At 66.2% G+C, this 23,882-nt stretch carries 18 protein-coding genes and 2 pseudogenes; 10 read left to right on the top strand and 10 right to left on the bottom strand.

What is annotated here, in order from left to right:
* Positions 1 to 825: 825 nt before the first annotated feature.
* The 6 genes and pseudogenes from ACFQE0_RS11200 to ACFQE0_RS11175 all read right to left on the bottom strand — a co-directional run bounded on the left by ACFQE0_RS11200 (position 826) and on the right by ACFQE0_RS11175 (position 10,510).
* On the bottom strand, positions 826 to 4,563 hold the full coding sequence (locus ACFQE0_RS11200; RefSeq protein ID WP_378969556.1) for a beta strand repeat-containing protein: 3,738 nt from the start codon (positions 4,561 to 4,563) through the stop codon (positions 826 to 828).
* Position 4,564: 1 nt separating this feature from the next.
* Entirely contained in the window at positions 4,565 to 4,804 is a 240-nt protein-coding gene (locus tag ACFQE0_RS11195) for a hypothetical protein (RefSeq protein WP_378969554.1), read from the bottom strand.
* Positions 4,805 to 5,990: 1,186 nt separating this feature from the next.
* Positions 5,991 to 7,183, bottom strand: a pseudogene (locus ACFQE0_RS11190) (YihY/virulence factor BrkB family protein).
* Between the two features lie 43 nt (positions 7,184 to 7,226).
* Entirely contained in the window at positions 7,227 to 9,560 is a 2,334-nt protein-coding gene (locus tag ACFQE0_RS11185) for a putative bifunctional diguanylate cyclase/phosphodiesterase (RefSeq protein WP_378969552.1), read from the bottom strand.
* Complete coding sequence (locus tag ACFQE0_RS11180) at positions 9,557 to 10,147, bottom strand: MHYT domain-containing protein (RefSeq protein ID WP_378969549.1); 591 nt, start codon at positions 10,145 to 10,147, stop codon at positions 9,557 to 9,559. The genes ACFQE0_RS11185 and ACFQE0_RS11180 overlap by 4 nt, the downstream gene beginning before the upstream one ends.
* A 75-nt stretch (positions 10,148 to 10,222) precedes the next feature.
* Positions 10,223 to 10,510 carry a hypothetical protein gene (locus ACFQE0_RS11175; protein ID WP_378969547.1) on the bottom strand — a complete coding sequence of 96 codons (288 nt, stop codon included), beginning with the start codon at positions 10,508 to 10,510 and terminating at the stop codon, positions 10,223 to 10,225.
* A 140-nt stretch (positions 10,511 to 10,650) separates the two neighbouring features.
* Between ACFQE0_RS11175 and ACFQE0_RS11170 the strand changes: the two genes are divergently transcribed.
* The 4 genes from ACFQE0_RS11170 (at position 10,651) to ACFQE0_RS11155 (ending at position 12,867) form a co-directional block, all read left to right on the top strand.
* Complete coding sequence (locus ACFQE0_RS11170) at positions 10,651 to 11,760, top strand: SMP-30/gluconolactonase/LRE family protein (RefSeq protein ID WP_378969545.1); 1,110 nt, start codon at positions 10,651 to 10,653, stop codon at positions 11,758 to 11,760.
* Between the two features lie 97 nt (positions 11,761 to 11,857).
* Positions 11,858 to 12,211 carry a hypothetical protein gene (locus ACFQE0_RS11165; RefSeq protein ID WP_378969543.1) on the top strand — a complete coding sequence of 118 codons (354 nt, stop codon included), beginning with the start codon at positions 11,858 to 11,860 and terminating at the stop codon, positions 12,209 to 12,211.
* A gap of 65 nt (positions 12,212 to 12,276) precedes the next feature.
* Positions 12,277 to 12,660: a hypothetical protein gene (locus tag ACFQE0_RS11160; RefSeq protein WP_378969541.1), complete on the top strand. Its 384-nt coding sequence runs from the start codon at positions 12,277 to 12,279 to the stop codon at positions 12,658 to 12,660.
* Between the two features lie 42 nt (positions 12,661 to 12,702).
* Complete coding sequence (locus ACFQE0_RS11155; RefSeq protein ID WP_378969539.1) at positions 12,703 to 12,867, top strand: YqaE/Pmp3 family membrane protein; 165 nt, start codon at positions 12,703 to 12,705, stop codon at positions 12,865 to 12,867.
* Positions 12,868 to 13,283: 416 nt separating this feature from the next.
* Here ACFQE0_RS11155 and ACFQE0_RS11150 read toward each other — a convergent pair.
* A pseudogene (locus ACFQE0_RS11150) lies at positions 13,284 to 14,168 on the bottom strand (MBL fold metallo-hydrolase); the annotation flags it as partial.
* 453 nt (positions 14,169 to 14,621) lie between these two features.
* On the opposite strand from ACFQE0_RS11150, the gene ACFQE0_RS11145 reads away from it, so the two are divergent.
* The 4 genes from ACFQE0_RS11145 to ACFQE0_RS11130 all read left to right on the top strand — a co-directional run bounded on the left by ACFQE0_RS11145 (position 14,622) and on the right by ACFQE0_RS11130 (position 20,197).
* Positions 14,622 to 15,065, top strand: a complete 444-nt coding sequence (locus tag ACFQE0_RS11145) for a Ros/MucR family transcriptional regulator (protein WP_378969537.1) — start codon at positions 14,622 to 14,624, stop codon at positions 15,063 to 15,065.
* A gap of 126 nt (positions 15,066 to 15,191) precedes the next feature.
* Positions 15,192 to 16,745 carry an OpgD/OpgG family glucan biosynthesis protein gene (locus ACFQE0_RS11140; protein ID WP_378969534.1) on the top strand — a complete coding sequence of 518 codons (1,554 nt, stop codon included), beginning with the start codon at positions 15,192 to 15,194 and terminating at the stop codon, positions 16,743 to 16,745.
* Complete coding sequence (mdoH, locus tag ACFQE0_RS11135; RefSeq protein WP_378969532.1) at positions 16,730 to 18,877, top strand: glucans biosynthesis glucosyltransferase MdoH; 2,148 nt, start codon at positions 16,730 to 16,732, stop codon at positions 18,875 to 18,877. The genes ACFQE0_RS11140 and mdoH overlap by 16 nt, the downstream gene beginning before the upstream one ends.
* Before the next feature lie 129 nt (positions 18,878 to 19,006).
* Positions 19,007 to 20,197: a YbfB/YjiJ family MFS transporter gene (locus ACFQE0_RS11130; protein ID WP_378969529.1), complete on the top strand. Its 1,191-nt coding sequence runs from the start codon at positions 19,007 to 19,009 to the stop codon at positions 20,195 to 20,197.
* On the opposite strand, the gene ACFQE0_RS11125 is transcribed toward ACFQE0_RS11130, so the two are convergent.
* Complete coding sequence (locus ACFQE0_RS11125) at positions 20,194 to 20,571, bottom strand: PH domain-containing protein (protein WP_378969527.1); 378 nt, start codon at positions 20,569 to 20,571, stop codon at positions 20,194 to 20,196. The two genes, ACFQE0_RS11130 and ACFQE0_RS11125, sit on opposite strands and share 4 nt — an antisense overlap.
* A gap of 190 nt (positions 20,572 to 20,761) precedes the next feature.
* Here ACFQE0_RS11125 and ACFQE0_RS11120 point away from each other — a divergent pair, with 190 nt between their 5' ends.
* Together ACFQE0_RS11120 and ACFQE0_RS11115 are read left to right on the top strand one after the other, a co-directional pair.
* Entirely contained in the window at positions 20,762 to 21,445 is a 684-nt protein-coding gene (locus ACFQE0_RS11120) for a GntR family transcriptional regulator (protein ID WP_378969525.1), read from the top strand.
* Between the two features lie 337 nt (positions 21,446 to 21,782).
* A complete protein-coding gene (locus ACFQE0_RS11115; protein WP_378969523.1) occupies positions 21,783 to 21,920 on the top strand; it encodes a hypothetical protein in 138 nt (45 codons plus the stop codon).
* A 57-nt stretch (positions 21,921 to 21,977) separates the two neighbouring features.
* On the opposite strand, the gene ACFQE0_RS11110 is transcribed toward ACFQE0_RS11115, so the two are convergent.
* A complete protein-coding gene (locus tag ACFQE0_RS11110) occupies positions 21,978 to 22,823 on the bottom strand; it encodes a carbohydrate ABC transporter permease (protein ID WP_378975424.1) in 846 nt (281 codons plus the stop codon).
* Positions 22,824 to 22,911: 88 nt separating this feature from the next.
* A complete protein-coding gene (locus ACFQE0_RS11105; RefSeq protein WP_378969520.1) occupies positions 22,912 to 23,868 on the bottom strand; it encodes a carbohydrate ABC transporter permease in 957 nt (318 codons plus the stop codon).
* Positions 23,869 to 23,882 lie beyond the last annotated feature (14 nt).

The raw sequence follows: 23,882 nt of genomic DNA, 5'->3' as shown, positions 1-23,882 counted from the left end.
AAGCCCGTCGACAGCGAAGCGACGTTGCTGTCCGTGCTCGACAGACCGGTCGACAGGGAGCCGACGTTGCTGTCCGTGCTCGACAGACCCGTCGACAGTGAGCCAACGCTGCTGTTCGTGCTCGACAGGCCAGTCGACAGTGAAGTCACACCGGTCGACAGGGAGCCCACTTTGCTGTTCGTGCTCGACAGACCCGTCGACAGCGAGCCCACCTTGCTGTTCGTGCTCGACAGACCCGTCGACAGGGAACCGACGGTGCTGTCCGTGCTCGACAGGCCGGTCGACAGCGAACCGACATTGCTGTCCGTGCTCGACAGGCCGGTCGACAGCGAGCCGATATTGCTGTCCGTGCTCGACAGACCCGTGGAGAGCGAACTCACCCTGCTGTTCGTGCTCGACAGACCGGTCGACAGCGAGCCAACGCCCGTCGAGAGCGAGCCCACCTTGCTGTTCGTGCTCGATAGACCCGTCGACAGTGAACCGACATTGCTGTCCGTGCTCGACAGACCTGTCGACAGCGACCCGACATTGCTGTCCGTGCTCGACAGACCCGTGGACAGCGAGCTCACGTTGCTGTTCGTGCTCGACAGACCCGTCGACAGTGAGCCAACGCCGGTCGACAGCGAGATCACCTTGCTGTTCGTGCTCGACAGACCCGTCGACAGCGAACCGAAGCCCGTCGACAGCGAACCAACGGTGCTGTTCGTGCTCGACAGACCCGTCGAAAGTGAACCGAAGCCCGTCGACAGCGAACCGACATTGCTGTCCGTGCTGGACAGGCCGGTCGACAGGGAGCCGACACCCGTCGACAGCGAACCGACGGTGCTATTCGTGCTCGACAGGCCGGTCGACAGGGAACCGACACCGGTCGACAGCGAGATCACTTTGCTGTTCGTGCTCGACAGGCCAGTCGACAGCGAACCGACATTGCTGTCCGTGCTCGACAGGCCGGTCGACAGGGAGCTCGACATTGCTGTCCGTGCTCGACAGACCGGTCGACAGGGAGCCCACGCCCGTCGACAGCGAGCCCACGCTGCTATTCGTGCTCGACAGGCCGGTCGACAGAGAGCCAACGCCGGTCGACAGCGAGATCACTTTGCTGTTCGTGCTCGACAGGCCGGTCGAGAGCGAACCAAAGCCCGTCGACAGCGAACCGACGGTGCTGTTCGTGCTCGACAGACCGGTCGACAGAGAGCCGACATTGCTGTCCGTGCTCGACAGGCCCGTCGACAGCGAGCCCACGCTGCTGTTCGTGCTCGACAGGCCAGTCGACAGAGAGCCAACGCCGGTCGACAGCGAGATCACTTTGCTGTTCGTGCTCGACAGACCCGTCGAGAGCGAACCAAAGCCCGTCGACAGCGAACCGACATTGCTGTTCGTGCTGGACAGGCCGGTCGATAGTGAACCGACATTGCTGTCCGTGCTCGACAGGCCAGTCGACAGGGAGCCAACGCTGCTATTCGTGCTCGACAGGCCGGTCGACAGGGAGCCGACGCCCGTCGACAGCGAACCCACGCTGCTGTTCGTGCTCGACAGGCCGGTCGACAGTGAGCCAACGCCCGTCGACAGCGAGCCTACTCTGCTGTTCGTGCTCGACAGGCCCGTCGACAGGGAGCCGACATTGCTGTCCGTGCTCGACAGACCGGTCGACAGCGAACCGACATTGCTGTCCGTGCTCGACAGGCCGGTCGACAGGGAGCCGACGCCCGTCGACAGCGAACTCACGCCGGTCGACAGCGAACCCACTTTGCTATTCGTGCTCGACAGACCGGTCGACAGCGAACCGACATTGCTGTTCGTGCTCGACAGACCCGTCGACAGAGAGCCGACATTGCTGTCCGTGCTCGACAAGCCGGTCGACAGTGAGCTGACGCCCGTGGACAGCGAGTCCACGCTGCTGTTCGTGCTCGACAGGCCGGTCGACAGCGAGCCGACGCCGGTCGACAGCGAGATCACTTTGCTGTTCGTGCTCGACAGACCTGTCGACAGTGAACCGAAGCCCGTCGACAGTGAACCGACGCTGCTGTTCGTGCTCGACAGACCGGTCGACAGCGAACCGACATTGCTGTTCGTGCTCGAAAGACCCGTCGACAGTGAATCGACGCCCGTCGACAGCGAACCCACGCTGCTATTCGTGCTCGACAGGCCCGTCGACAGTGAACCAATGCCGGTCGACAGCGAGCCTACCTTGCTGTTCGTGCTCGACAAGCCGGTCGACAGCGAACCGAAGCCCGTCGACAGCGAACCGACGTTGCTGTTCGTGCTCGAAAGACCCGTCGACAGTGAATCGACGCCCGTCGACAGCGAACCCACGCTGCTATTCGTGCTCGACAGGCCGGTAGACAAGGAGCCGACGCCCGTCGACAGCGAACTTACACCGGTCGACAGCGAGCCCACCTTGCTGTTCGTGCTCGACAGGCCCGTCGACAGCGAACCGACGTTGCTGTTCGTGCTCGACAGACCGGTCGACAGTGAACCGACGTTGCTGTTCGTGCTCGACAGACCCGTCGACAGTGAATCGACGCCCGTCGACAGCGAACTCACGTTGCTGTTCGTGCTCGATAGACCCGTCGACAGTGAACTGACGCCAGTCGACAGCAAACTCACGTTGCTATTCGTGCTCGACAGACCCGTTGAGAGCGAGCCGACACCCGTCGACAGCGAACCGACATTGCTGTTCGTGCTCGACAGACCCGTCGACAGCGAGGCCGTCGTGTCCAACATGGTCGAGGCCACCGAGTACAGCTGGCTACCGTTTACCGCATCCGTCGAGGTCGCTGTGACTTGGCCCGCCGCCACGTTCTGAATCTGGCGCTCGTTGCCTGCAGAGCCCACCGACACTGGGCCCACAGGCGCCGTGCCCGCAAAGCCGCTGAAGGCCTTGCCGTTCACCGTGGCCGACGAGACCGGCGTCGCGGCCGTGGTGGTGCTGCTCGCGCCAAGCGCGACGCTGTTCTGGACGGAGGCGCTGGACGACTTACCAATCGCGATGGCTTGGAGGCCGTCCGCCTTCGCTGAGTCGCCTACGGCCGCGGCGGACTGCCCAGCGGCCTGAGAGCTCTGGCCGAGAGCCGTGGCCGAAGTGCCCGAAGCATTCGCGCCGTTGCCAAACGCCGAGGCGGTCTGGCCGGAAGCAACAGCGGAGGCACCCACCGCGGTGGCGCCGAGGTTGGACGCGTTGGCAGAGTTGCCGAACGCCGAGGCGTAAACGAAGGAGGCAACGGCTGAGTTACCCACGGCGGTCGTTGCACCGCTGGCCGCCTTGGCAGTTTTACCGATGGCCACCGCACTGTCAGCGGCAGCATTGGCGTTGTAGCCGAGGGCCACGGCGCTTTGGCCGGCAGCATTGGCGTTGTTGCCGAACGCCACGGCCTGGATGCCCGTCGCCGCCGCGCCTGTGCCAATGGCCGAGATACCCGACAGCGCCTGATCGCCCACGCCGCGTCCACCGTCCCAGGCGCCGAGCGTGCTGTTCCACGGCAAGCCGCCGTCGACCAACGCCTTCGCCACTGCGTAAAGCTGGCTGCCGTTCACCGCATCCGTAGAGGTCGCTGTGAGTCGGCCCGCCGCCACGTTCTGGATCTGGCGCTCGTTGCCCGCCGAACCCACCGACACCACGCCCACCGGCGCCGTGCCCGCAAAGCCGCTGAAGACCGTGCCATTCACCGTGGCCGACGGGACCGCCGTCGCGGCCGTGGTGGTGCTGCTCGCGCCCAGCGCGACGCTATTCGCAACGCTGGCGGTGGCGCCGTTACCGATCGCTACCGTATTGTCACTGGTCGCACCGGCGCTCGTGCCGATGGCGGCGGCGTTCAGTCCGGAGGCGCTGGCCGCCTTACCGAGCGCCAGGGCGGTGCTCCCCGCTGCGCTCGCGCTCGTACCGATGGCCATCGCATTGGTCCCGGCGGCCGTACTTGTCGTGGTCGTGTCACCAATCCGCATCGACCCGTTGCCGGCGACATCCTGAACGGTGATCTTGCCACCGTTGACGTAGAGCTGGCCGCCTAGGCTGAGGTTATAGGATTCGCCACCGCCCGCGCCGCCTACCGCCCCGAAAAACACAGAACGGACCGTCTGCGTGGCGAAATTTGGATTGCAGCCAACGTTAGTGAGACTTCCATAGAACGTGTTTTGTGATCCGTCCTGGATCATTGCGCAAGCGCCATCTTGCTGATTATTGATGAACAACTGCGCCGTGGCCGTGGAGGGCATCAGCCCACCCACGGCTCCGAACGTCGCCGTCAGCGCCCCCGCGCCCAGCGCCCCGAGCCGGGGGCGGCGGCCGAAGGCCACGCAAAGGCTGGAAAGGCGCAGCACGGCCATGATGCGGCGGCGCATGCCGTCCGTTAGCTCGCCGCGGATCCCCACCGCGTAGCCCAGATGGGCGGCGCGGCCGTTGGCGCGGGTGGTTTCCTGATTCTTACGGTTCGTGTTCATGGTGCCCCTGAAAGGATGATCGCGCCGTTGGCCGTCGCGGTTGTTTCGGGTGGCCAGAGCGGAGCGTCCGCTCCCCTGGCCGTTGTCTCGGTTCTGCTCCGGGGCGCCCCAGCCCCGCCGCTTCACGTCATTCGCGGTGGAGGTCGCTGTCCCTCGTGGCGCCGCGGAGCCACCAGCCGACGAAGCCCATGGCGGGGACCACCACGGCGACCATGGCCGCCATCGCGATCCGCCCCTGGATCAAGAGGCCCATGAGGCACCCGGAGACGGCCGCCGCGGACAGGCCGACCACGGCCGCCCCGCTGTCGCCCTCCGTCTCGACCCGGCCCAGGGCCTCCACGGCGCCTTCGGTATTCCGCTCGTGCATTCGACGAACTCCACCCTCGCCCCAGAACGACACCGCCTCCGAAGGCCTCTGGCTACGCACAGCCGCACCCTCCGAACAGGTTTGCTGCAACTCCACGATGCACACCCCTGACTTTTGCCCCGTCAATTGTGGATGTTACCGCTAGTTTGCTGATAATCAGTACTTGCAACTTCTGCGTTATGTCGCCTTAAACGCAGTCTTGCTGGGTTTTTGTTTGCATGCGTCGGTATAGCTGTCAATTCATCGAGGTAGAAACCGCGCTGCACCTGTTTAACGGCTTTTATCCGATCATTTTAACTTTTTGTTAACCTGTAAATTATTGGTCGAAATGCCGAAGCTGATTGGGTTTTTGCTTCGGACTCTTGGATCTCTCGGGCGCTGGGTCTGGTTTTGCGCAAAAAAGATAGTACCCGCCGATCTTTCGGCTGAACACGACTGGGATTTCTTGGCCCAAAATGCGATCAACAGTCGTTTCACGGCGAGATTCCGGGAAATTTCGTCAGGTTCTCGGCGGACATCGGAGTCTCTAGGCCGATCACCAATGGATCGGTCCGTTCGATGCTCCGCACGCGCGTGCTTCACGCGGTTCTGATCAGCGGCCAGTCGATTTTTCTAGAGTTCTAGTGGTCTTCCGGGGCGAGTAGCCGGGACGAGCCGAGGTCTTTACTGGCCCAGCCCACTTGCGGGACCAGCCATCGATGAAGGCAGACCTCTCGTCGCGATGCGTCGCCGCCTCGCTCATCTCATCACTACCGCGGCGGCGCTGGGCCCCAGGCAATCAATAAGCACCGGGGCTATGGGCGGATTCCTGGCGATCCAGTCCGCTTTTTCCGCGCCATTCCATCCGTTAAGTTAAGCTATCGTATAAAGCGGGTGCGCGATCTTCGAGATCATGGCGCCAACAAGTATGCCGCGGGCGTGATTCCTTGCGCGGAAGTCTCTGCATGATCTTCGTGCGCCGATCCGGGCGGTGCGATCATGCCGAGACGGTCATTTCTTCCCTGGGCCCGCCAATCCTCACGACAATTTCTCCGTTTTCGCCGGTTCCGGAGCGGCCGTGGCTTCGTTGCAACAGGTTCTGTGGGGCGGCGGGCCGCTTCCTCATCCTGAGGCGCCCGGTTTGCCGGGCCTCGCAGGAGGCCTCCGGGAATCGCGGCGACCTCTGGGGCACTGCTTCGCTTCCCGGTCAGGCTCTGGTGGCGGCGGGCGTATCCGGATCGACCCCCTCATCCGCCGCCTTGCCGACCGTGTCGGCCATCGTGGCGCGGCGGGTGCCGAGGGGCTCGGGATCACCCACCGTCGTGTCCTCGGCGGTCTGGTGCTCCATCTCGGCGTTCAGCTGCGCGCCCAGCAGCACGATGGTGGTGGACAGCCAGATCCAGGTCATGAAGCCGATGGCGGCGCCGAGCGACCCATAGGTCTGGTTGTACTTGCCGAAGTTGGCGACGTACCACGAGAAGAGCCCCGATCCGCCGAGCCAGAGAATCGCCGCCAGCGCCGAGCCGGGGGTCGCCCAGCGCCAGCGGGGGCATCCCGGCTGGGGCCGAATCGGTACAGCAGGGCGAGGCCGAACAGCACCGCAACCAGCAGGATCGGCCAGCGCAACTGCGACAGCCACCACGCCCCCTCCCCCAGCCCGATGAAGCCGAGGACGATGGGCAGGACGATCACGGCGGCGAGCGCCGAGACGAGGAACAGCAGCGCCCCACCGGTGAAGGCGAGGGAGATGAGGTTCAGCTTCACGAAGCCGCGCGATTCGCGCTCGTCGTAGACGAGGTTGAGGGCATCGAAGACGTGCTTCATGCCGCCGTTGGCGCTCCACACCGAGAGGGCGAGCCCGACGATCAGGCTGAGGCCGAGGGTGGTGCTGCCCTTCTCGTTGAGGCGCGTTACCTGCTCGCCGACGATCTCAAGGGCGCCCTGGGGCAGGATACCCTGAAGGCTGCCGATCTGCTCCGCGATGGTCGAGGGGTCGGCGACGAGGCCGTAGAGCGAGACCAGGGCCGCGATGGCCGGGAAGATCGCGAGCAGGGTGAAGAAGGTGACGCCCGCCGAGACGAGCATGATGCGGTTCTCGCCGACATCGTGCCACGTACGCAGCAGGATGTCCTTCCAGCCCGCCGCCGGGATCTCGGTGGGGGCGGACGCCCTGCGGCCACGGTCCGCTTGGCGGCGGGCGACTTCCTCGGCCTTGCGGCCCGTATGGGAGGGCGGTGGGCGCCGGGCCTCGCCCGGATCAGCGCCACGGGGCTGCCCGGCGGCGCGGCGCGTCCCCGGCAAGGCCACGAGGCCGACGAGGGCGGCGGCAAGGCCGAGTGTCCAGATCAAAGAGGCCGAAGCGGCCGTTTCGTCTTGATCTCGCGAAGTCGTCTTCGGCATCGGCGGCCCCGTTCCATTCGGGGATGCGCCCGAATTCCTTGGGCTAACCTCCGTTGGTCCCGGCGCGTTTCAGGGGACGCTTGGTTTGTGTCGGGCCCGCTTCTTCCTGGTCCGCGAGCGTGTCCACCATCCAGGCGGATTCCGCGTTCTCACCGCGCAGATAGCGGGCGAAGACGTCGATCGGCTGCGGCTTGCCGACGAGGTAGCCCTGCACCTCGTCGCAGGCCTCGTCGGTGAGGAACCGCATCTGGTCCGGCGTCTCCACGCCTTCGGCCACGACGCCCATGCCGAGGCTGCGCCCGAGGCTGAGCACCGCGCGGACGATGACCGCCGCCTGCGGGCTGCCCTCGACATGCCCAACGAAGGATCGGTCGATCTTGATCTTGTCGAACGGGAAGGCCTGCAACGTCGCGAGCGACGAATAGCCGGTACCGAAATCGTCCATGGCGATGGAGATGCCGAAGCTCTTCAGCCGCCGGAGGATGCCGAGCGCGCGGGCCATGTCGTTGATGATGACCGATTCGGTGATCTCCAGTTCCAGCCGCGCGGGGGGCAACCCCGTCTCGGCCAGGATGGCGAGGATGCGGTCGGCTAAATCCGCTTGCTGAAACTGCATCGGCGACAGGTTCACCGCGATCTTGAGCGGGCGGTCCCAGGTCGCGGCCTCGCGGCAGGCGGCGCGGAGCACCCACTCACCGAGGCTGAGAATCGTCCCGCTCTGCTCGGCCAGCGGCACGAACACGCTGGGGGGCACGAGGCCGCGCGTCGGGTGGCGCCAGCGCACGAGCGCCTCGAAGCCCACGAGGTCCCGCCCGCCGGTATTCACCTGAGGCTGGTAATGCAGGGTCAGCTCGTTCTCAGCGATGGCGCGGCGGAGGTCGCATTCGAGATCGAGGCGTTCGGCCACCGCCTCGTCCATGGCGGCCTCGAACACGCGGTACGTGTTCCGTCCTTCCAGCTTCGCGCGGTACAGAGCCAGGTCGGCGCGCTTGAAGATCTCCTCGCCGGATTTGCCGTGCTCCGGCGCGAGGGCGATGCCGATGCTGAGGCCGACCTCCATCCGCTGCTCCTCGAAATAGACCGGCTCGTTGACGGAGCCGATGAGGCGGCGGGCGAGGTCCTCGATGGCCGCAAGGTCGCCGCCATCGGCCACGAGCACGGCGAATTCGTCGCCGCCGAGCCGGGCCACCACGTCCTCCGCGTGCAGTTCCACGCGGATCCGGTGCGCCACCGCGCGCAGCACGGTGTCGCCCGCGAGATGCCCGAGGCGATCGTTCACCGCCTTGAACCGGTCGAGGTCGAGGCAGAGCACCGCCGCCCTGCCCCCGCGCAGGCGCAGTTCGGAGAGGCGGTCGTCCAGACGCTCGTAGAACAGGGCGCGGTTCGGCAGGTCGGTCAGGCCGTCATGCCGCGCCATGTGGGCGATCTGTCGCTCGGCGGCCTTGCGGGCGCTGATGTCGATTTGCGTGCCGACGAAACGCAGCGGCGTGCCATCCTCGGCGCGGGCCACCACCCGGCCGCGGGTGAGCAGCCACGCCCAGCCACCATCGCTGCGGCGCATGCGGTGCTCGCACTCGTAAAGGGGCGTGCGGCCGTCGATATGATCCTGAAGAACGCGCTCCGTCCTGGCCGCATCCTCGGGGTGGACCAGCATCCGCCACGTGCGAGCATGGGGCTCCAGCTCGCCGGGCGTGTAGCCCAGCACCTCCCACCAGCGCGCGGAACACCACGCTTCCCCGCTCACCAGATCCGAATCCCACAGGCCGTCGCTGCCCGCATCGAGCGCCAGGGCGAGGCGCGCCTCGCTCTGCGCCACCTGGGTCTCGGCGCGCTTGCGGGCGGTGATGTCGGTGAAAGTCAAGACGGCGCCTCCCTCCACGACAGGGACGAGGCGAACCTCGACCACGCAGCCGTGGGGCGCTTCCTGCTCGAAGGCGTAGGTCTCGCCCGGTGCCATATCCTCGAAGTTCCAGCGGCGCAGGGCCTCCGGAGCATTGCCGAGACGGCCTTCGGCGATCTGGTGGAAGCTCACGGCCTCGAAGGAGGGATGCGCACGCATCAGGGCCGGGGGAAGACCGAGCAGGGTGGCGGCTCGCTCGTTGCACACCCGGACGAGGCCGGAGGCGTCCACCATCATCAGCCCCTGGTCCATCGTTTCGAGGACCGTATCGAGCAACTCGGTCTTCTCGCGCAGGAGCTGCTTGCCCTCGCGCAGGAAGCGGTTCGTCCGCCGCAGATGCTCCACGAACAGGGCCAGCGCCGACATGGCGAGGATGGTGAGCATCCCCGCCGCGATGGCGAGCGCCAAGGCGCCGCGGGGGAAGGTCTCGGTCTCGGGCGCCCGGGCCGGATCGGGCACGATCTCGACGGCCATCATGGCGATGAAGTGCAGGCAGGCGATGGCCGCCGTGAGGAGCGTGGCCGATACGACATCGACCGCCCCTCCCCCGGTCGGCGAGCGGCAGCCATGGCCAGGGCGGCGAGCGCAGTGCCCGCCACGAGGGCGATCACGACGAGGGCGATGTCCCAGGTGATGAGGCCCGGCAGGCGCACGCCCGCCATGCCGGTAAAATGCATCGCCCCGATGCCGAGCCCTAGAACCGCGCCCGCAACAGCGGCCCCGGACATGCCCGGAAGGGAGCTCGCCAGGATCAGCGCAAAACAGGCCGACGCGATCCCGACCACGAGGGACAGGCAGGTCAGGACCGGATCGTAGCCGATGCCGAAGCCGGGGTCGTACCCCAGCATGGCGATGAAATGGGTGCTCCAGATCCCGATGCCTGCCGCGATACCGGCTCCCAGGATCAAGGCCGCGCGACTCGCTCCAAGGCCGGCCCTGGCCTGCCTCAGCAGGTAGAGGGTGGAGAAACACGAGAACCAGCAGACCAGGGCGGCAAGGGGTACCGCCCAGGCCGTGTGCTCATGAGTCAGACAGAAGAGCGCGCGATACATGGTGGCCCACATGCCCGTTTCGTGGAGGGCATGTTGGCCGTGACAACTTTAAGATGGGTTATTTTACAACCTACGAGCGAATTTCTGTCACCGGTTGAGGGAGGGTCCACCGGCCGTGCCGCCCGTGCCGGGCGGACCGCTGGTGGGGGTTCCGCCGATCGTGACGTTGGGCGTGGTGCCGGGAACCGACGAATTGCTCGGGTTGGCCTCGTTCCCTCGGGTGATCGGGCTCGGCCCGAGATCACGCTCCCCGGGCGTGACGCCGCCGACGCTCGAGGGCGGTGTCACGCCGGTATTGCCCGCGCCTCCGGTGACGACCTGCGCCATGGCGGGAGAGGCCAGGGCAAGGGAGAAGGCGAGAATCACAAGGCGCATGGATGGGTATCCGTTCGTCGGAATGGCGGGCGGCAACGGACCGGGCGCGGGTTGGTTCACCGATGCTGCGGCGACGCTGCCCGGAACAAGGCGTCCGGCGGAGGCTTTGCGCAAACTGTCGGACCACCCGGGATCATCGCATGCGCCGCACGCCGCTCTTCGCCACCATCCTCCTCACACTCGGATTGGGCGGGCCGGGCCACGCGGCGGAAGGGGCGCAGTTCGATGGCTCAGCGCTGAAGCCGATGCTCCAGAGCGACAACCTCGTCTTCAACGGCGTGACCCGTTCGGCGGATGGCCGGGTGTTCTCGCCGTTCCAGCGTCAGACCAAGGACAAGGGCATCGAGCTCGGCGAATGGAAGGATGGGAAGCCCGTCGCTTATCCGAACGAGGCCTGGAACGCGTGGAAGCAGGGTGACGACCCGGCCAAAGCCTTCGTAGCGGTGAACGCCATCCGCATGGGACCGGACGGCGACCTGTGGGTGGTCGACAAGGGGGCGCCGGGCCTCGGCGACGCACCGCTCCCCGGCGGGGCGAAGCTCGTGCAGATCGACATCGCTAAGAACGAGATCCGCAAGATCTATCCCCTTGATGCGGCGGTGGATGAGAAAGGCTTCATCGACGATTTCCGCTTCAACGGTCGCAAGGTCTATCTCACCGATGCGGGCAGACCCGGCCTCGTCGTGCTCGATCTCGACAGCGGCAAGCTGCGTCGCGTGCTGGACAACCATTGGTCGATGATCGCGCAACGTCCCCTCACCGGTCAGGGGCGCGTCTTGCGCGACGACAAGGGCAAGCCTTTGGCGATCCACGCGGACCAGCTCGAAGTCTCCCCGGACGGCAAGACCTTCTATTACCAAGCCTGCACCGGCCCGCTTTATAGCATCGAGACCCGTTGGCTCGATGACGAGGGCGCAAGCGACGAGGAGCGGGCCAAGCATGTGAAGCTCTTCGCACCCACCGTGGCGACAGGCGGCACTGCCATCGCGGCGGATGGGACCATCTATTCGAGCGACACCGACGCCCTGCGCGTCCTGAAGATCGCCCCGGACGGCACGACTAGCACCCTGGTTCAGGACCCTCGCCTCATCTGGGTGGACGCGATGTGGATCGATGAGGAGGGCGGGCTATGGATCCCGGCCGCGCAGATGAACCGCACGCCCGCCATGAATGGCGGAGAAGCCTCGGCGGTGAAGTTCCCGACCACGATCTTCCGGCTCGATATCGGCGCCATGCCCCTGAGAAACTGACGATTCGGCACGCGGCGGTGGATGGCCCTCACCGCCGACGCTGCATCGTGAGGCAGATCGGCTAAAATGGGGGCGTCTCCTTTGAGCCGTTTGAGCGATGCCGCCGAGTTCGACGCCCACCCCGGACACCGACGATCAAGCCGAAGGACTGGCGAAGGTCCACCGCCTCGCGACCGAGCTGGCCGCCAGGCTGCGCTATGCGCAGATGGTGGAGCGTCCGCTCCCGCCGGAACAGGTGAACGCCCTGATCGATGCGGCGCGCCTGCTCCAGGAGCGCGGTGAGCCGTGGCCGCACCTCGTCGGCGAGGTTCTACGGAAGGTCGCTGACGATCTCAGCGAGGAAGAGACGCCGAAGGAGCCGGACGAAGCCGGGCGAGGCCGCGTCGTGGCGGGCCTCAACCGTTTCCTCGGCGCCTTCCGCCGCGAGGGCCGCCCCTCTTCGGAGAGCTGAACCGGGTGGCGACGCGCCGCAGGCAGCCATGAGCAGCATGCAGGCACCCTTTCGGTGCTTTCGCGTTGGGCCGGCATGACCGTAGAGGCGCCGACCATGTTACGTTCCGAGACCCCGCCCCCGCCCGGCAACCTGGGCTCAAGGAGCCGCCGGATTCCGACCGGCCGAACGTCGCGCAGTTGAAGGGCGACATCAACAGCGGCCGCACGGGCGATAAGATTGCCCATGTCGATGTCGGCGCGGCCATGCTCGGAACCTGTGAGGAGGCCGGAGGCGCCCCGCCGACGCCGCAGCAGGTGAAGCTGGCGCGGACCAACGAGGCGGCGTCGGAACGCGTGCGCGCGGCGGCCGATCCCCACGGCCACAGGGGCTGGACCATGCCGCTTTACCTTGGGATCGTCGGGGCTATCTGTGCCGTTCTGGTGATCGGGATGGTGGTGATCCGCTGACAGGCCGGTCCCACCTGAACCGGCACAAGGAGACCTTTGCCCATGGTCATGATCATCATTTGCTTCCTGGCGCCGTGGCTCGCCATGTTCCTGCGGGGCAAGATCTTCCAGGGCATCCTTTGCATCATTCTCCATCTGACGCTGATCGGCTGGATCCCGGCGACGATCTGGGCACTCATCGTTACCCAGCGGGAAAAGAGCGCCTAAGCGACACGCGTCGCCTCGGCCGTTCGGCGCTGGCGCTCGACATGCTCGCGCGCCCGCAGCCAATGGACCAGATCGAGCACGACCACCGGTGAGACCGCCGCCAATGCCATGAGGGTGCGGTGGCGTTCCGGATTCGAGGGCCCCAAACCCCGCGCGAGCAGGGCGGCGTCGAGCAGATCGCCGCCGACCCGCAGGCCCAGCCGACGCTCCGGCTCCGATCCCGCGAGCATCGCCGCACCCGAGGCGATCTCGCGCAATCCGAAAGCCTGGAGTGCGCGTTCGTGACCTTCGAGGCCGATGGCGCGCGCGAGTTTCCGTGGCGCCAGCACCTCGACGACGCCGAGGCCGATGCCGAACCATGCGAGTCCCCGGGCCATGCGACGGTCATCGGCTTCGTCCCAGGATGTTCTGCGGTCCGGCGGGGAATAGGCACTTCGGTCCCCGGCCCGCACTGGGGCTCGGCGATACGGCGACCGGCGCGGCACGGCGACGGAGTCGAACTGCGCGGCAAGCCTGTAAAGGCCGGAGCGCAGTGCAGGGCCCTGCAGCGGCCGTCCGTGGCCGGTGATCGCGCGTTGCGGCTCGAGGGCGGCCAGTTGCTCGACCGATCGCCTTGCCGCTCCCCAATCCACCGTGAAATACATCGGCGGCCCGTGGATCTCCGGCACCTGCAACGTCACGGCGTAGACCGATTCCTGCGCGGTGGTGACGAAGGCATCGCCCGCGATGAGGCTGCGATCGGCCTCGCGCCAGAAGGCGACCTGCCCGACCGAATGCCCTGGGACGTGGATCCAGCGCCAGCCCGGCATGGGCGGCACCGAGCCGTCCTCGGGTAAGAGATGCAACCGATTAGCGACATCGACCGGGTTACGCGGGAACAGCGTCGAGAGACGAGCGAGCGCCCCGCCGCCGACGTGGGGGGCAGCGGGCGGATAGGAAGCGGAACCGTCGAGATAGGGGCGTTCCAGGGTATGTGCCCAGACCGGTGCGTCCCATTCCTGGGCAAGTTCTTCCAGAGCGCCGACATGATCGAAATGGCCGTGGGTGAGCACGATGGCCGCCGGTCTGCTCTTTGGCCCGAAGCGCGCGGCCGCCGCGGCCTTGATCGCGGCGCGGGAGCCCATGAGCCCCGCGTCGATCAGCACCCATTCCCGGTCGCCCGCCCCAGGGGCACCCCAGAACACCACGTTGACGATGGCGAGGCGCAGATAGGCCAAGTCGGACGTCACATCATAGAGGCGGCCCTGCCCAGAAGGCCGGTCGGCACGGGCATCTCGATCGATCGGGATTTGCTGGGCCACGGCACGCTCCATCGACGGACAGGCCACCCGAAGAACGGCAGAGGTTCTCGGCGGCTCCTCAGTCCAACCTGAGGCCCAGGCGAACGTTCACTCGACGCATTCACTCCTCTGCTTGCACTCCGCGCCCACGTCGTCTGGAAACACCTATGTTAGCCGGCGATTCATCTATCGAATTGTCGCACCCGGCCAGTAAATCCATTTTAACCAATCACCGGCGCGATCCACCGCTCGTCAGACAATATCCGCCGCTCAATCCGGTGGCATACGCTCTTCCGCAACCAAGCCTGCTAGAAGCGTGACATGTGCTCCAAAGCACAGCCAAAATTGCCACTTTTGCCGAAGCCATTCCCTCGACGCTGATCTGTAATCCACGTCAATAATGGTTTTGGCACTTGCTTATTCGATAAATGAAGCTCATTTGACACCTGAGGGTGCAACCATGGAAAAATGCGAATGTCTCAGGAAACCGAGGGCCAACGCCTCGACTTCATCGTAGCAGCCAGCGACATCGTCGCCGCCTACGTCTCCAACAATCACGTCGCTGCGGCCGATCTGCCCGCGCTGATCATCACCATCCATCAGGCTCTTGGTACGCTCGCCAGCGGCGCTCCCGCCCATGAGGAAGAGGCGGTCGAGAAGCCGAGTGCCGCTCAGGTCCGCAAGTCCGTGCAGCAGGATGCGATCATCAGCTTCATCGACGGGCGCCGGTACAAGACGCTGAAGCGCCACCTCGCGGCGCATGGGTTCAACCCGGCGAGCTACCGCGAGAAGTTCGGCCTCGGCGCGGACTACCCGATGGTTGCCCCCGCCTACAGCGAGAAGCGCTCGAACCTCGCCAAGTCGCTCGGCCTCGGCCGGCCGGCGGAGCAGCCTTCGCCCCGTTCGAAGGCCGCCTGAAACGGCGTTCCCGGCCGCTGGACGAAGCTCCGGCGGCCGTTGTAGTGCGGTGCACACTTCTTCACGGAACCAAACGGCCACCTTGGCCATATCTGTTGCTCCGTGATCCGCAGGAGTAGTGATTCCGTGCATCGACGTAACGTCCTCCTGGGCGGCTCCGGCGTGGCCCTGTCCGGCCTGTTGGAGACGGTCCTTCTGCCGAAGGCCGCCCTTGCCGAGGGCAACGACAAGCAGGCCGCCATTCCGGGACCGGGACCGTTCGAGGGATCGACCGTCCGCCGCCTCGCGCAAGCGCTGGCGAAGCAACCCTTCAAGGCGCCGTCGACCGATCTGCCCGGCGCGATCAAATCCCTGACCTACGACCAGTATCGGGGCATCCGCTTCCGCAAGGAGCGCGCCCTCTGGCGCGACCAGAAGTTGCCCTTCGAGGTGCAGTTCTTCCCGCGCGGCTTCCTGTTCCGTCCCGCCGTAGACATCTTCGAGGTCGTCGACGGCAAGGCGACGGCGGTGCCCTACAGCGCCGACCTCTTCACCTATGACGAGCCCAACTTCCGCGTGACGGAGCCGCTCGGCTTCGCGGGCTTCCGCATCCACGTGCCATCGCAGGGCGGCGGCGACAGCGACGAACTCTGTGCCTTCCTTGGCGCCAGCTATTTTCGCGCGATCACCAAGGGCCAGCAATATGGCCTCTCGGCGCGTGGCCTCGCCATCGGCACGGGCAACCCGAAGGGCGAGGAATTCGCCCGCTTCCGCTCGTTCTGGCTGGAGAAGCCAAAACCGGACTCACCCGCCCTCGTCATCTACGCCCTGCTCGACAGCGAAAGCGTGACCGGCGCGTACCGCTTCACGGTCCGTCCGGGCTCGGCCACGGTGTTCGACGTGGAGAGCGTGCTCTACCCACGGGTCGACATCACCGAAGTCGGCATCGCGCCTCTCACCAGCATGTATCAGCTCTCGCCGAAGGATTCCCGCCGGTTCGACGAGTGGCGCCCGGCCGTCTACGATTCCGAAGCGCTGCTGATGTGGACCGGCCAGGGCGAGCAGATCTGGCGCCCCCTCTGCAACCCGGTCGATCTTCAGTTCAGCGTGTTCGGACAGGCCAACCCGCGCGGTTTCGGCCTGATGCAGCGCGACCGCATCTTCGCGGATTACCAAGATCTCGAGGCACGCTACGACAAGCGGCCAAGCCTCTGGATCGAGCCGATCGGCGATTGGGGCCAGGGCGCCATCGACCTCGTGGAGATCCCGACCGCCAACGAGACCAACGACAACATCGTCTCCTTCTGGCGGCCGAAGGACAAGCTGACCGCACACGGCGAGTACACCTTCACCTACCGGATGCATTGGGCGTGGGACACGCCTTGGCCGACGCAGCTCGCGCGGGTGACCAAGACCTTCATCGGCGCGGGTACCGCCGAGAACTCTCGCATCTTCGTCATCGACCTCGTGGGCGAAGCGGTGAAGGGCAAATCCGCCGACGCTACGTTCAAGCCCGAGATCACCACCAGCAAGGGCAAGATCTTGAACGTGCTGGCCCTGCCGAACCCGGAGACCGGGGGATGGCGCGTCAGCTTCCATCTGGAGCATGGCGGGGACAAGCTCGCGGAGTTGCGCTGCGTCCTGCTCGGTGAATCCGGCCCGGTCTCGGAGACGTGGCTCTATCGTTGGACCGCGTCCTGATGCAGGCGCTGGAGGCCGCCCCGGCCGAGGCTCAACATCCCGCCCTTCCGCCGCCGTCGCCACTGGAGATGCCGGTCCAGTCCCTGAAGGGCGAGCCCCGGCGGGAGACCGGCTTGATCCCCCCGACGCGGGGGCTCGCCCTGCGCCGCGCCCTTGTCATCGGCGGGGCGGTGGTGATGACCGCTATTGGTGGCCGCCAGATGTATCTGGTGCTGAATGGCGCGGGGCAGAGCTTCCTCGGCTGGGCAGTGCTCGTGCTCTACGTGGTGCTGTTCGCCTGGATCGCGTTGGCCTTCACGAGCGCACTCGGCGGCCTCATTGATATGCTCGCCCGGCGGCGGCGAGGGGATGACGAGGCCCTCCCGGCCCTGTCGATGCGTACAGCGCTCCTGATGCCCTGCTACAACGAGCACCCGGCGCGGATCGCGGCGGGGTTGCAGTCCATCTACGAATCCCTCGAGGCGACCGGTCGGCTCGACCACTTCGACTTCTTCATCCTAAGCGACACGACCGATCCCGACGTCTGGATTGCGGAGGAAGCGTCGTTCCTCGCCCTCCGCGAGCGGACGGGCGGTGCGGCCCGGATCTTTTATCGGCGCCGCGCCAAGAATACCGAGCGCAAAGCGGGTAACATCGCCGATTGGGTCCGGCGCTTCGGCGGCGCCTATCCCTTCATGCTCATCCTCGACGCGGACAGCGTGATGGAGGGTGGCACCATCGTGCGGATGGCCGCGATGATGGAGCGGGAGCCCGGTACGGGCCTGATCCAGACCCTGCCGGTGATCGTGAACGGCACCACGCTGTTTGCGCGGATGCAGCAATTCGCCGGGCGTATCTACGGGCCGCTCATCGCCCACGGCATCGCCCGCTGGCACGGCACCGAGGGCAATTACTGGGGCCACAACGCCATCATCCGCACGCGCGCCTTCGCCGAGCAGGCGGGCCTGCCGATCCTGCCGGGCCGCGCGCCCTTCGGCGGGCACGTTCTCAGCCACGATTTCGTGGAAGCCGCCCTGATCCGCCGGGGCGGCTGGGCCGTGCATATGGTCGCCGACCTGCCCGGCAGCTTCGAGGAAGGCCCGCCGTCGCTGACCGATGTCGCCGTTCGTGACCGACGCTGGTGCCAGGGCAACATCCAGCACGCCGCCGTGCTGCCGACGCGCGGCCTGCACTGGGTGAGCCGCCTGCATCTGATGATGGGCATCGGCAGCTACGTCACCTCGCCCCTGTGGCTGATCTTCCTGCTGTTCGGCGTGTTGATCTCGTTGCAGGCGCGCTTCGTCCGCCCGGACTATTTCGGCGATGGGCCTTCGCTGTTCCCGAACTGGCCGAAGGTCGATCCCGTACTCGCCGAGCAGCTCTTCACCGCCACCATGACGGTGCTGCTGGCGCCGAAGATCATGGCCTATGTCGCCCTGCTGTTCGACGGTCGGCTTCGGCGGGCCTGCGGCGGGGGCATCCGCGCCTTCGGTGGGGTGCTGGTGGAGACGCTGATCGGCGGTCTGATCGCACCGATCGCCATGCTGATCCAATCCTCGGCGGTGGTCGGCGTCCTGCTCGGCCGAGATTCAGGTTGGAACGCACAGAAGCGGGACGATGGCCGTGTTCCCGTGGGCGCGGTGATCGCCGGCTACTGGCAGTATACCGTGTTCGGGCTGATCCTCGCGGGAGCGGCCTACGCGGTTTCGACACCGCTCTTCCTCTGGATGACGCCCGTGCTGGTCGGTCTCGGCCTCGCCGTGCCGCTGGTGTTGCTGACATCGAGCCGCAGCGCGGGCCGGGCCCTGCGCCGGGTCGGCCTGCTGCGCACACCGGAAGAAGCGGCCCCGCCGCCCTCGCTGCAGAGAGCGCTCGCCCTCTATCGGCAACTCGGCGAGGCCAAGGAGGAGGACGCCATGCGGCGCCTCATTCGCGACCCCGCCTTGCGGCGACATCATCTCGATTCCCTGCCTCCGCCGCGCCAGCGCGGCCAAGGCGCCATCGACGCGAACCTCGTCGTCGGCTGCGCCAAGCTCGCGGATGCGGACGACTTCGAAACGGCCTGGGCCAGCCTGTCGCGGGCAGAACGATCGGCGGTTCTGGGCTCCCGCGAAGGCATGGAGCTCGCCCTCGGCCTCGCGCGGGCGGCTTAAGCACGCACGTCCGAGCCGGTGCGAGAGAGGCGCCCCGGCTCCGCGGCGGTGAGGAAAGGCGAGGATCGATAGGCCTGTGACGCCGAGATCGCTTCCGCGCCCGCGATAGGAATGCTCAATCCTGGGCCGATGAACGCCCTGAGTCTCACCCGCGCCACACCGGATCGCTCAGCCCATCCGGTGGTCGGTAGCGGACTCGTCGCCCTGGCCATCGCCATGGGGATCGGGCGTTTCGCCTTCACCCCGCTCATGCCGCTGATGGTAAGGGACGGCACCCTCGACGCGGCCTCCGGCGCGGAATGGGCGGCGGCGAATTACGTCGGCTACCTGATCGGCGCGCTTACCGCTTCACGCTTCTCGGGGCATCCTCGCCGGGGACTGCTCCTCAGCCTGGTCGGCGTCGCGGTGACGACGGTCGCGATGGTCGCTATCGGCCGAGTGGCGATCCCGGGCCTGGGTGCTAGCCTACGTGCGGCGGCGGGCGTGTTCAGCGCCTGGGCGCTGGTCTGCGCCAGCGGCTGGTGCCTCGCGGAACTCGGCCGCCGGAAGGCCGGGGCGTCGGGAGCCTGGATCTATACCGGGGTCGGCGCGGGCATCGCCTTCGCAGGCCTGCTGACATGGCTCGGGGGGCGCCAGAGGGCGGATTGGCTGTGGCTCGAACTCGGGTTGATCGCGGGGCTCGGGGCCCTGCTGGTCTGGTCCCTCTCACGGGGGCAGACCACGGCCACGGCGGATGCGCCGGGGAAAGCGGTCACCGCCGCAGGCGCCGCGCGCCGAAGCAGCCCCCTCGCCCTCGTCCTCTGCTACGGCACGTTCGGCTTCGGCTACATCGTGCCCGCGACGTTCCTGCCGGCCATGGCGCGCGATCTCGCCCCCGATCCATTAGTCTTCGGCCTCACTTGGCCCCTCTTCGGGCTTGCCGCCGCCCTGTCGGTGGCGGCTATCGCCCGCTGGCTCCCTCATGGATCGCGGCAGCGCATCTGGGCCGTGGCGCAGGCAGTGATGGCGCTCGGCACCGCCCTGCCGATCTACCTGCGAACCCTTCCGGCGATCGCCGCTTCCGCGGTGCTCGTGGGCGGTACGTTCATGGTGGCGACCATGGCAGGCCTGCAACTGGCGCGAGAGGCGCAACCGGATAACCCGACACCGCTCCTCGCCCGAATGACGGCTTCCTTCGCCGCTGGGCAGATCGCCGGGCCACTCCTGGTGCGCGCCCTCGGCTCTGGCACGGAGGCGATGGTCTGGACGAGCGCCCTCGCGACCCTGTCGCTGCTCCTCTCCGCCCTCTGGCTGTGGCGCGACGCCGCGCGGGTCGCCTAGCGGAGGACCCCTTCGGCCAGGGCGCGCTGGATGCCGCGCACGTCGGCGCCCTTCTTCAGGGTGCGCTCGATCGGCTGATCCGCGCCGGAGACCCAGATCTTGAGCTCGGCATCGAGATCGAACGTTCCCGCCGTCTCGATGGAGAAGCGTGTGATCGCCCGATAGGGCACCGACATGAATTCGACCTTGCTGCCCGTAACGCCTTGAACGTCGATGAGGATCACCCGGCGCTCGGTGAAGACGAAGACATCGCGGATGATCTTGAAAGCGAGCCGGGCCGTCTCGCCCTGAATCAGGATGCCGTCGAGGCGCTGCTGTAGCGACCCGGCATCGACGGCACTGCCATGCCCCAGCAACCCATCGAGCAAACCCATTCCGTCGCCCCCATTTCCATGCCGGACGAAGATGTGATCGCCGGGAGGGTTCGGCAACTCTACATCGTCCCCGTAAGACGGAGGCCTGCGCCTTGTGTTTCCCGGCGTGAGCCGCCATCCTCCTGGACCGCGCGGGATGTCTTCCGTGCCGGCGCCGCACCGGGCCCGCGCAGAATTGTCGTAGAACAGAATGCAGAATCTCGCGATCACCCCGATCGTCCCGGCGACGAGCCTCCGCACGCTGGCCTATGAGGCGCTAAAAACCGCCATCACCAATATGGATATCTACGGCCAGTCCGGTGACATCCGGTTGGACGAGCGCAGCCTGTCGCAATCGCTCGGTGTCAGCCGCACGCCGATCCGCGAAGCGCTGACGGTGCTGGAGCAGGAAGGCTTCGTGCGCAACGAGCCCCGGCGTGGCATCTTCGTGGTCAAGAAGACCCGCAAGGAGATCGTCGGCATGATCCAGGCCTGGACGGCCCTGGAGAGCATGGCGGCGCGGCTGGCCTGCAGCCAAGCCTCGGATGACGACCTCGCCTGCATCCGACGGATGTTTCCCGAATTCTTCGAGGGCAAGCCGCAGGAGCATCTCGACGAGTACTCGGAAGCCAATATCCGCTTCCACCAGAAGATCCTGTCCCTCGGACAGAGCGAGGTGATCCAGAGCCTGTGCAGCAATCTGCTGATGCATGTCCGGGGCATCCGCAACACCGCCCTGCGACAGGGCGACCGCGCTTCGACCTCCATCGACGAGCACGTGAAGATCATCGAGGCTCTCGAAGCCCGCGACGCCGATTTGGCCGAACGCCTCGTGCGCGAACACGGGCTCGGTCTCGCGGCTCATGTCGAGGCTTACGGCAACCACCTCGACTGATCACTCGGCAGAATGCGTGGCCACCATCGCCGGGGTGGTTAGAAGCGCAACCCGGTTGCTCGCAATATTGCAGTCGCTCAAAAATCCCTTGTGCACCTGCAACAAATGCCTCGATTTGTGAGCGATGGACGCTGCCCGGTGCGCCAAATGCGGCTACGGGACGATGGCGCGTGGCCAAAATGACCATGCCAAGAGCAGAGCGCCCGGCACACCTCTTCAGCAGACGCAGTCGCCCATGCACACAGCGCATGGGGATTTTGGCATTCTGCAGTTGGTATACCGCATATCGCGGTCTATGTCGGGGATGTCGCACCGCAACATAATCACCGAGGCACCGATGATCGCTACCGCTATTTCCGCTTTCGTCCTCCTCGCTGCCGTTCAGTGCCTGTTGGTCGTCCATGTCGCCGACAAGCTCACCCCTGGCGCTTCGGACGAGAGCACCGCGACCGGCGGGACCCCGCAATTCGCCTGATCGCGTCTCCCGCGGCTCAATCTGGGACGGGCATCGGCTCCTCCCCCGCTGACCGGGCTATTCCTTGACGGCGCCGGTCAGAGCCGAGACGTAATATTCCACGAAGAACGAGTAGAGGATCACGAGCGGCAGCGAGCCGAGCAGCGCGCCCGCCATCAGTGATCCCCATTTATAGACGTCGCCATCCACAAACTCGCTGACGACCGCAATCGGGACCGTCTTGTTCTGCGTCGAGGACAGGAAGGTCAGCGCGTAGATGAACTCGTTCCAGCACAGCGTCAGCGAGAAGATCCCCGCCGAAATCAGGCCTGGGAAGGCGAGCGGCAGGATGATCTTCGTCAGGATCTGCCATCGGCTCGCGCCGTCCATCAGCGCGCATTCCTCCAGCTCGTACGGGATGGTCTTGAAGTAGCCCATCAGCAGCCAGGTGGAGAACGGGATCAGGATCGTCGGATAGGCCAGGATCAGGGCGATCGGCGAGTCGAACAGGCCATAGGCCTGGATGATCGTGGCGAGCGGAATGAACAGGATCGAGGGCGGCACGAGATAGGCGAGGAAGATCGCCGCGCCGACCCAGCCCGCCCCCCGGTAGCGGATCCGCACGCAGGCATAGGCCGCAAGCACGCTCGCGAAGAGCGACAACACCGTCGCCGCCACGGACACGTACATCGTGTTCCAGAGCCAGCGCGGATACTGCGTCTCGAATAGCAGCTTGTGAATGTGCTTGAAGGTCGGCTCCACGACCCAGAACGGGTTGTACCGTTCCATGTCGATCAATTGCTCATCCGGTTTGATGGCGGTGAGCGCCATCCAGTAGAACGGAAAGAGCAGCACCGCGAGGATGATCAAGAGCGGCAGGTAGGTGGTCACGAGCCGCCGGGGTAGCCGCTCCAGATAGGCCATGCCCTCGGAATTGTCGGTGATCCCGGCGGGTCGCGCCTCGATCACGGAGGCGATGTGCGGATCGGCGTGGGCGGGGGTGCGGGCGCGCTCATCGGTCGTCTCCCCCGGACTGCCAAGCCCGGCGCTGCAGGCCGAACCACGAGATGCCGATGGCGGCGAGCAGGAACGGCACCATGGCGGTGGCGATGGCCGCGCCTTCGCCGAGCGTCCCCGAGAGGATGCCGCGCTGATAGGACAAGGTGGCCATCAGATGCGTGGCGTTCACCGGCCCGCCGCGGGTCATGGCCCAGATCAACTGGAAATCGGTGAAGGTGAACAGCACCGAGAAGGTCATCACCACGGCGATGATCGGGGTAAGCAACGGCAGGGTGATCCGCGAGAAGATCTGCCAGTTCGAGGCGCCGTCGAGCGTCGCGGCCTCATAGAGCGAGGGCGAGACGGTCTGAAGCCCGGCGAGCAGGGTGATGGCGATGAAGGGCACGCCGCGCCAGATGTTGGCGAAGATCACGCAGGCGCGGGCCATCGTCGGATCGCCGAGGAAATCGATGTTGCCGTCGATGATCCCGAGATGGCGCAGCGACCACGAGATGATCGAGAACTGACTGTCGAAGATCCACCAGAAGGCGATGGCCGACAGCACCGTCGGCACCACGAAGGGGATCAGCACGATCGACCGGATGATCGACTTGAACGGCATGTTCTTGTTGAGCAGCAGGGCGAGGTAGAGCCCGACGCCGAACTTCACCGCGGACGCCACGGCCGTGTAGAGGCAGGTGTTGAACACCGAAAGCCAGAACACGTCGTCTTCCAGCAGCCATTCGTAGTTCTCGAGGCCGATGAACACGCCCTCGCGCCCGATCCGCGCATTGGTGAAGGACAGCCAGATTCCCTTCAGCAACGGATAGGCCAGGAACAGCCCGAGGATCAGGGCGGTCGGCAGCATGAACCAGAAACCGGCCCAGCCCCGACTCGCGCGCAGGCGCTGCCACCCGGAGCGGGTGGGCACCGCGATCGCAGCGGGCTGGGTTAGGGCCGTGTTCGCCATGGTCTCGCCTCCGC

The sequence above is a fragment of the Methylobacterium komagatae genome (genome assembly GCF_042661665.1).
GTDB lineage: Bacteria > Pseudomonadota > Alphaproteobacteria > Rhizobiales > Beijerinckiaceae > Methylobacterium > Methylobacterium komagatae.
Note: the sequence above shows the minus strand (reverse complement) of the source record. Positions and strands in the feature narration are given on the sequence as shown.

Coding starts and splice junctions, on each gene's coding strand:
- ACFQE0_RS11155 (WP_378969539.1), top strand. CDS start 12,703: ATGGTCATGATCATCATTTGCTTCCTGGCGCCGTGGCTCGCCATGTTC.
- ACFQE0_RS11180 (WP_378969549.1), bottom strand. CDS start 10,147: ATGTGGGCCACCATGTATCGCGCGCTCTTCTGTCTGACTCATGAGCAC.
- ACFQE0_RS11195 (WP_378969554.1), bottom strand. CDS start 4,804: ATGCACGAGCGGAATACCGAAGGCGCCGTGGAGGCCCTGGGCCGGGTC.
- ACFQE0_RS11125 (WP_378969527.1), bottom strand. CDS start 20,571: ATGGGTTTGCTCGATGGGTTGCTGGGGCATGGCAGTGCCGTCGATGCC.
- ACFQE0_RS11120 (WP_378969525.1), top strand. CDS start 20,762: ATGCAGAATCTCGCGATCACCCCGATCGTCCCGGCGACGAGCCTCCGC.
- ACFQE0_RS11165 (WP_378969543.1), top strand. CDS start 11,858: ATGCCGCCGAGTTCGACGCCCACCCCGGACACCGACGATCAAGCCGAA.
- ACFQE0_RS11145 (WP_378969537.1), top strand. CDS start 14,622: ATGTCTCAGGAAACCGAGGGCCAACGCCTCGACTTCATCGTAGCAGCC.
- ACFQE0_RS11110 (WP_378975424.1), bottom strand. CDS start 22,823: ATGGCCTATCTGGAGCGGCTACCCCGGCGGCTCGTGACCACCTACCTG.
- ACFQE0_RS11170 (WP_378969545.1), top strand. CDS start 10,651: ATGCGCCGCACGCCGCTCTTCGCCACCATCCTCCTCACACTCGGATTG.
- ACFQE0_RS11130 (WP_378969529.1), top strand. CDS start 19,007: ATGAACGCCCTGAGTCTCACCCGCGCCACACCGGATCGCTCAGCCCAT.
- ACFQE0_RS11185 (WP_378969552.1), bottom strand. CDS start 9,560: ATGATGGCCGTCGAGATCGTGCCCGATCCGGCCCGGGCGCCCGAGACC.
- ACFQE0_RS11115 (WP_378969523.1), top strand. CDS start 21,783: ATGATCGCTACCGCTATTTCCGCTTTCGTCCTCCTCGCTGCCGTTCAG.
- ACFQE0_RS11175 (WP_378969547.1), bottom strand. CDS start 10,510: ATGCGCCTTGTGATTCTCGCCTTCTCCCTTGCCCTGGCCTCTCCCGCC.
- ACFQE0_RS11105 (WP_378969520.1), bottom strand. CDS start 23,868: ATGGCGAACACGGCCCTAACCCAGCCCGCTGCGATCGCGGTGCCCACC.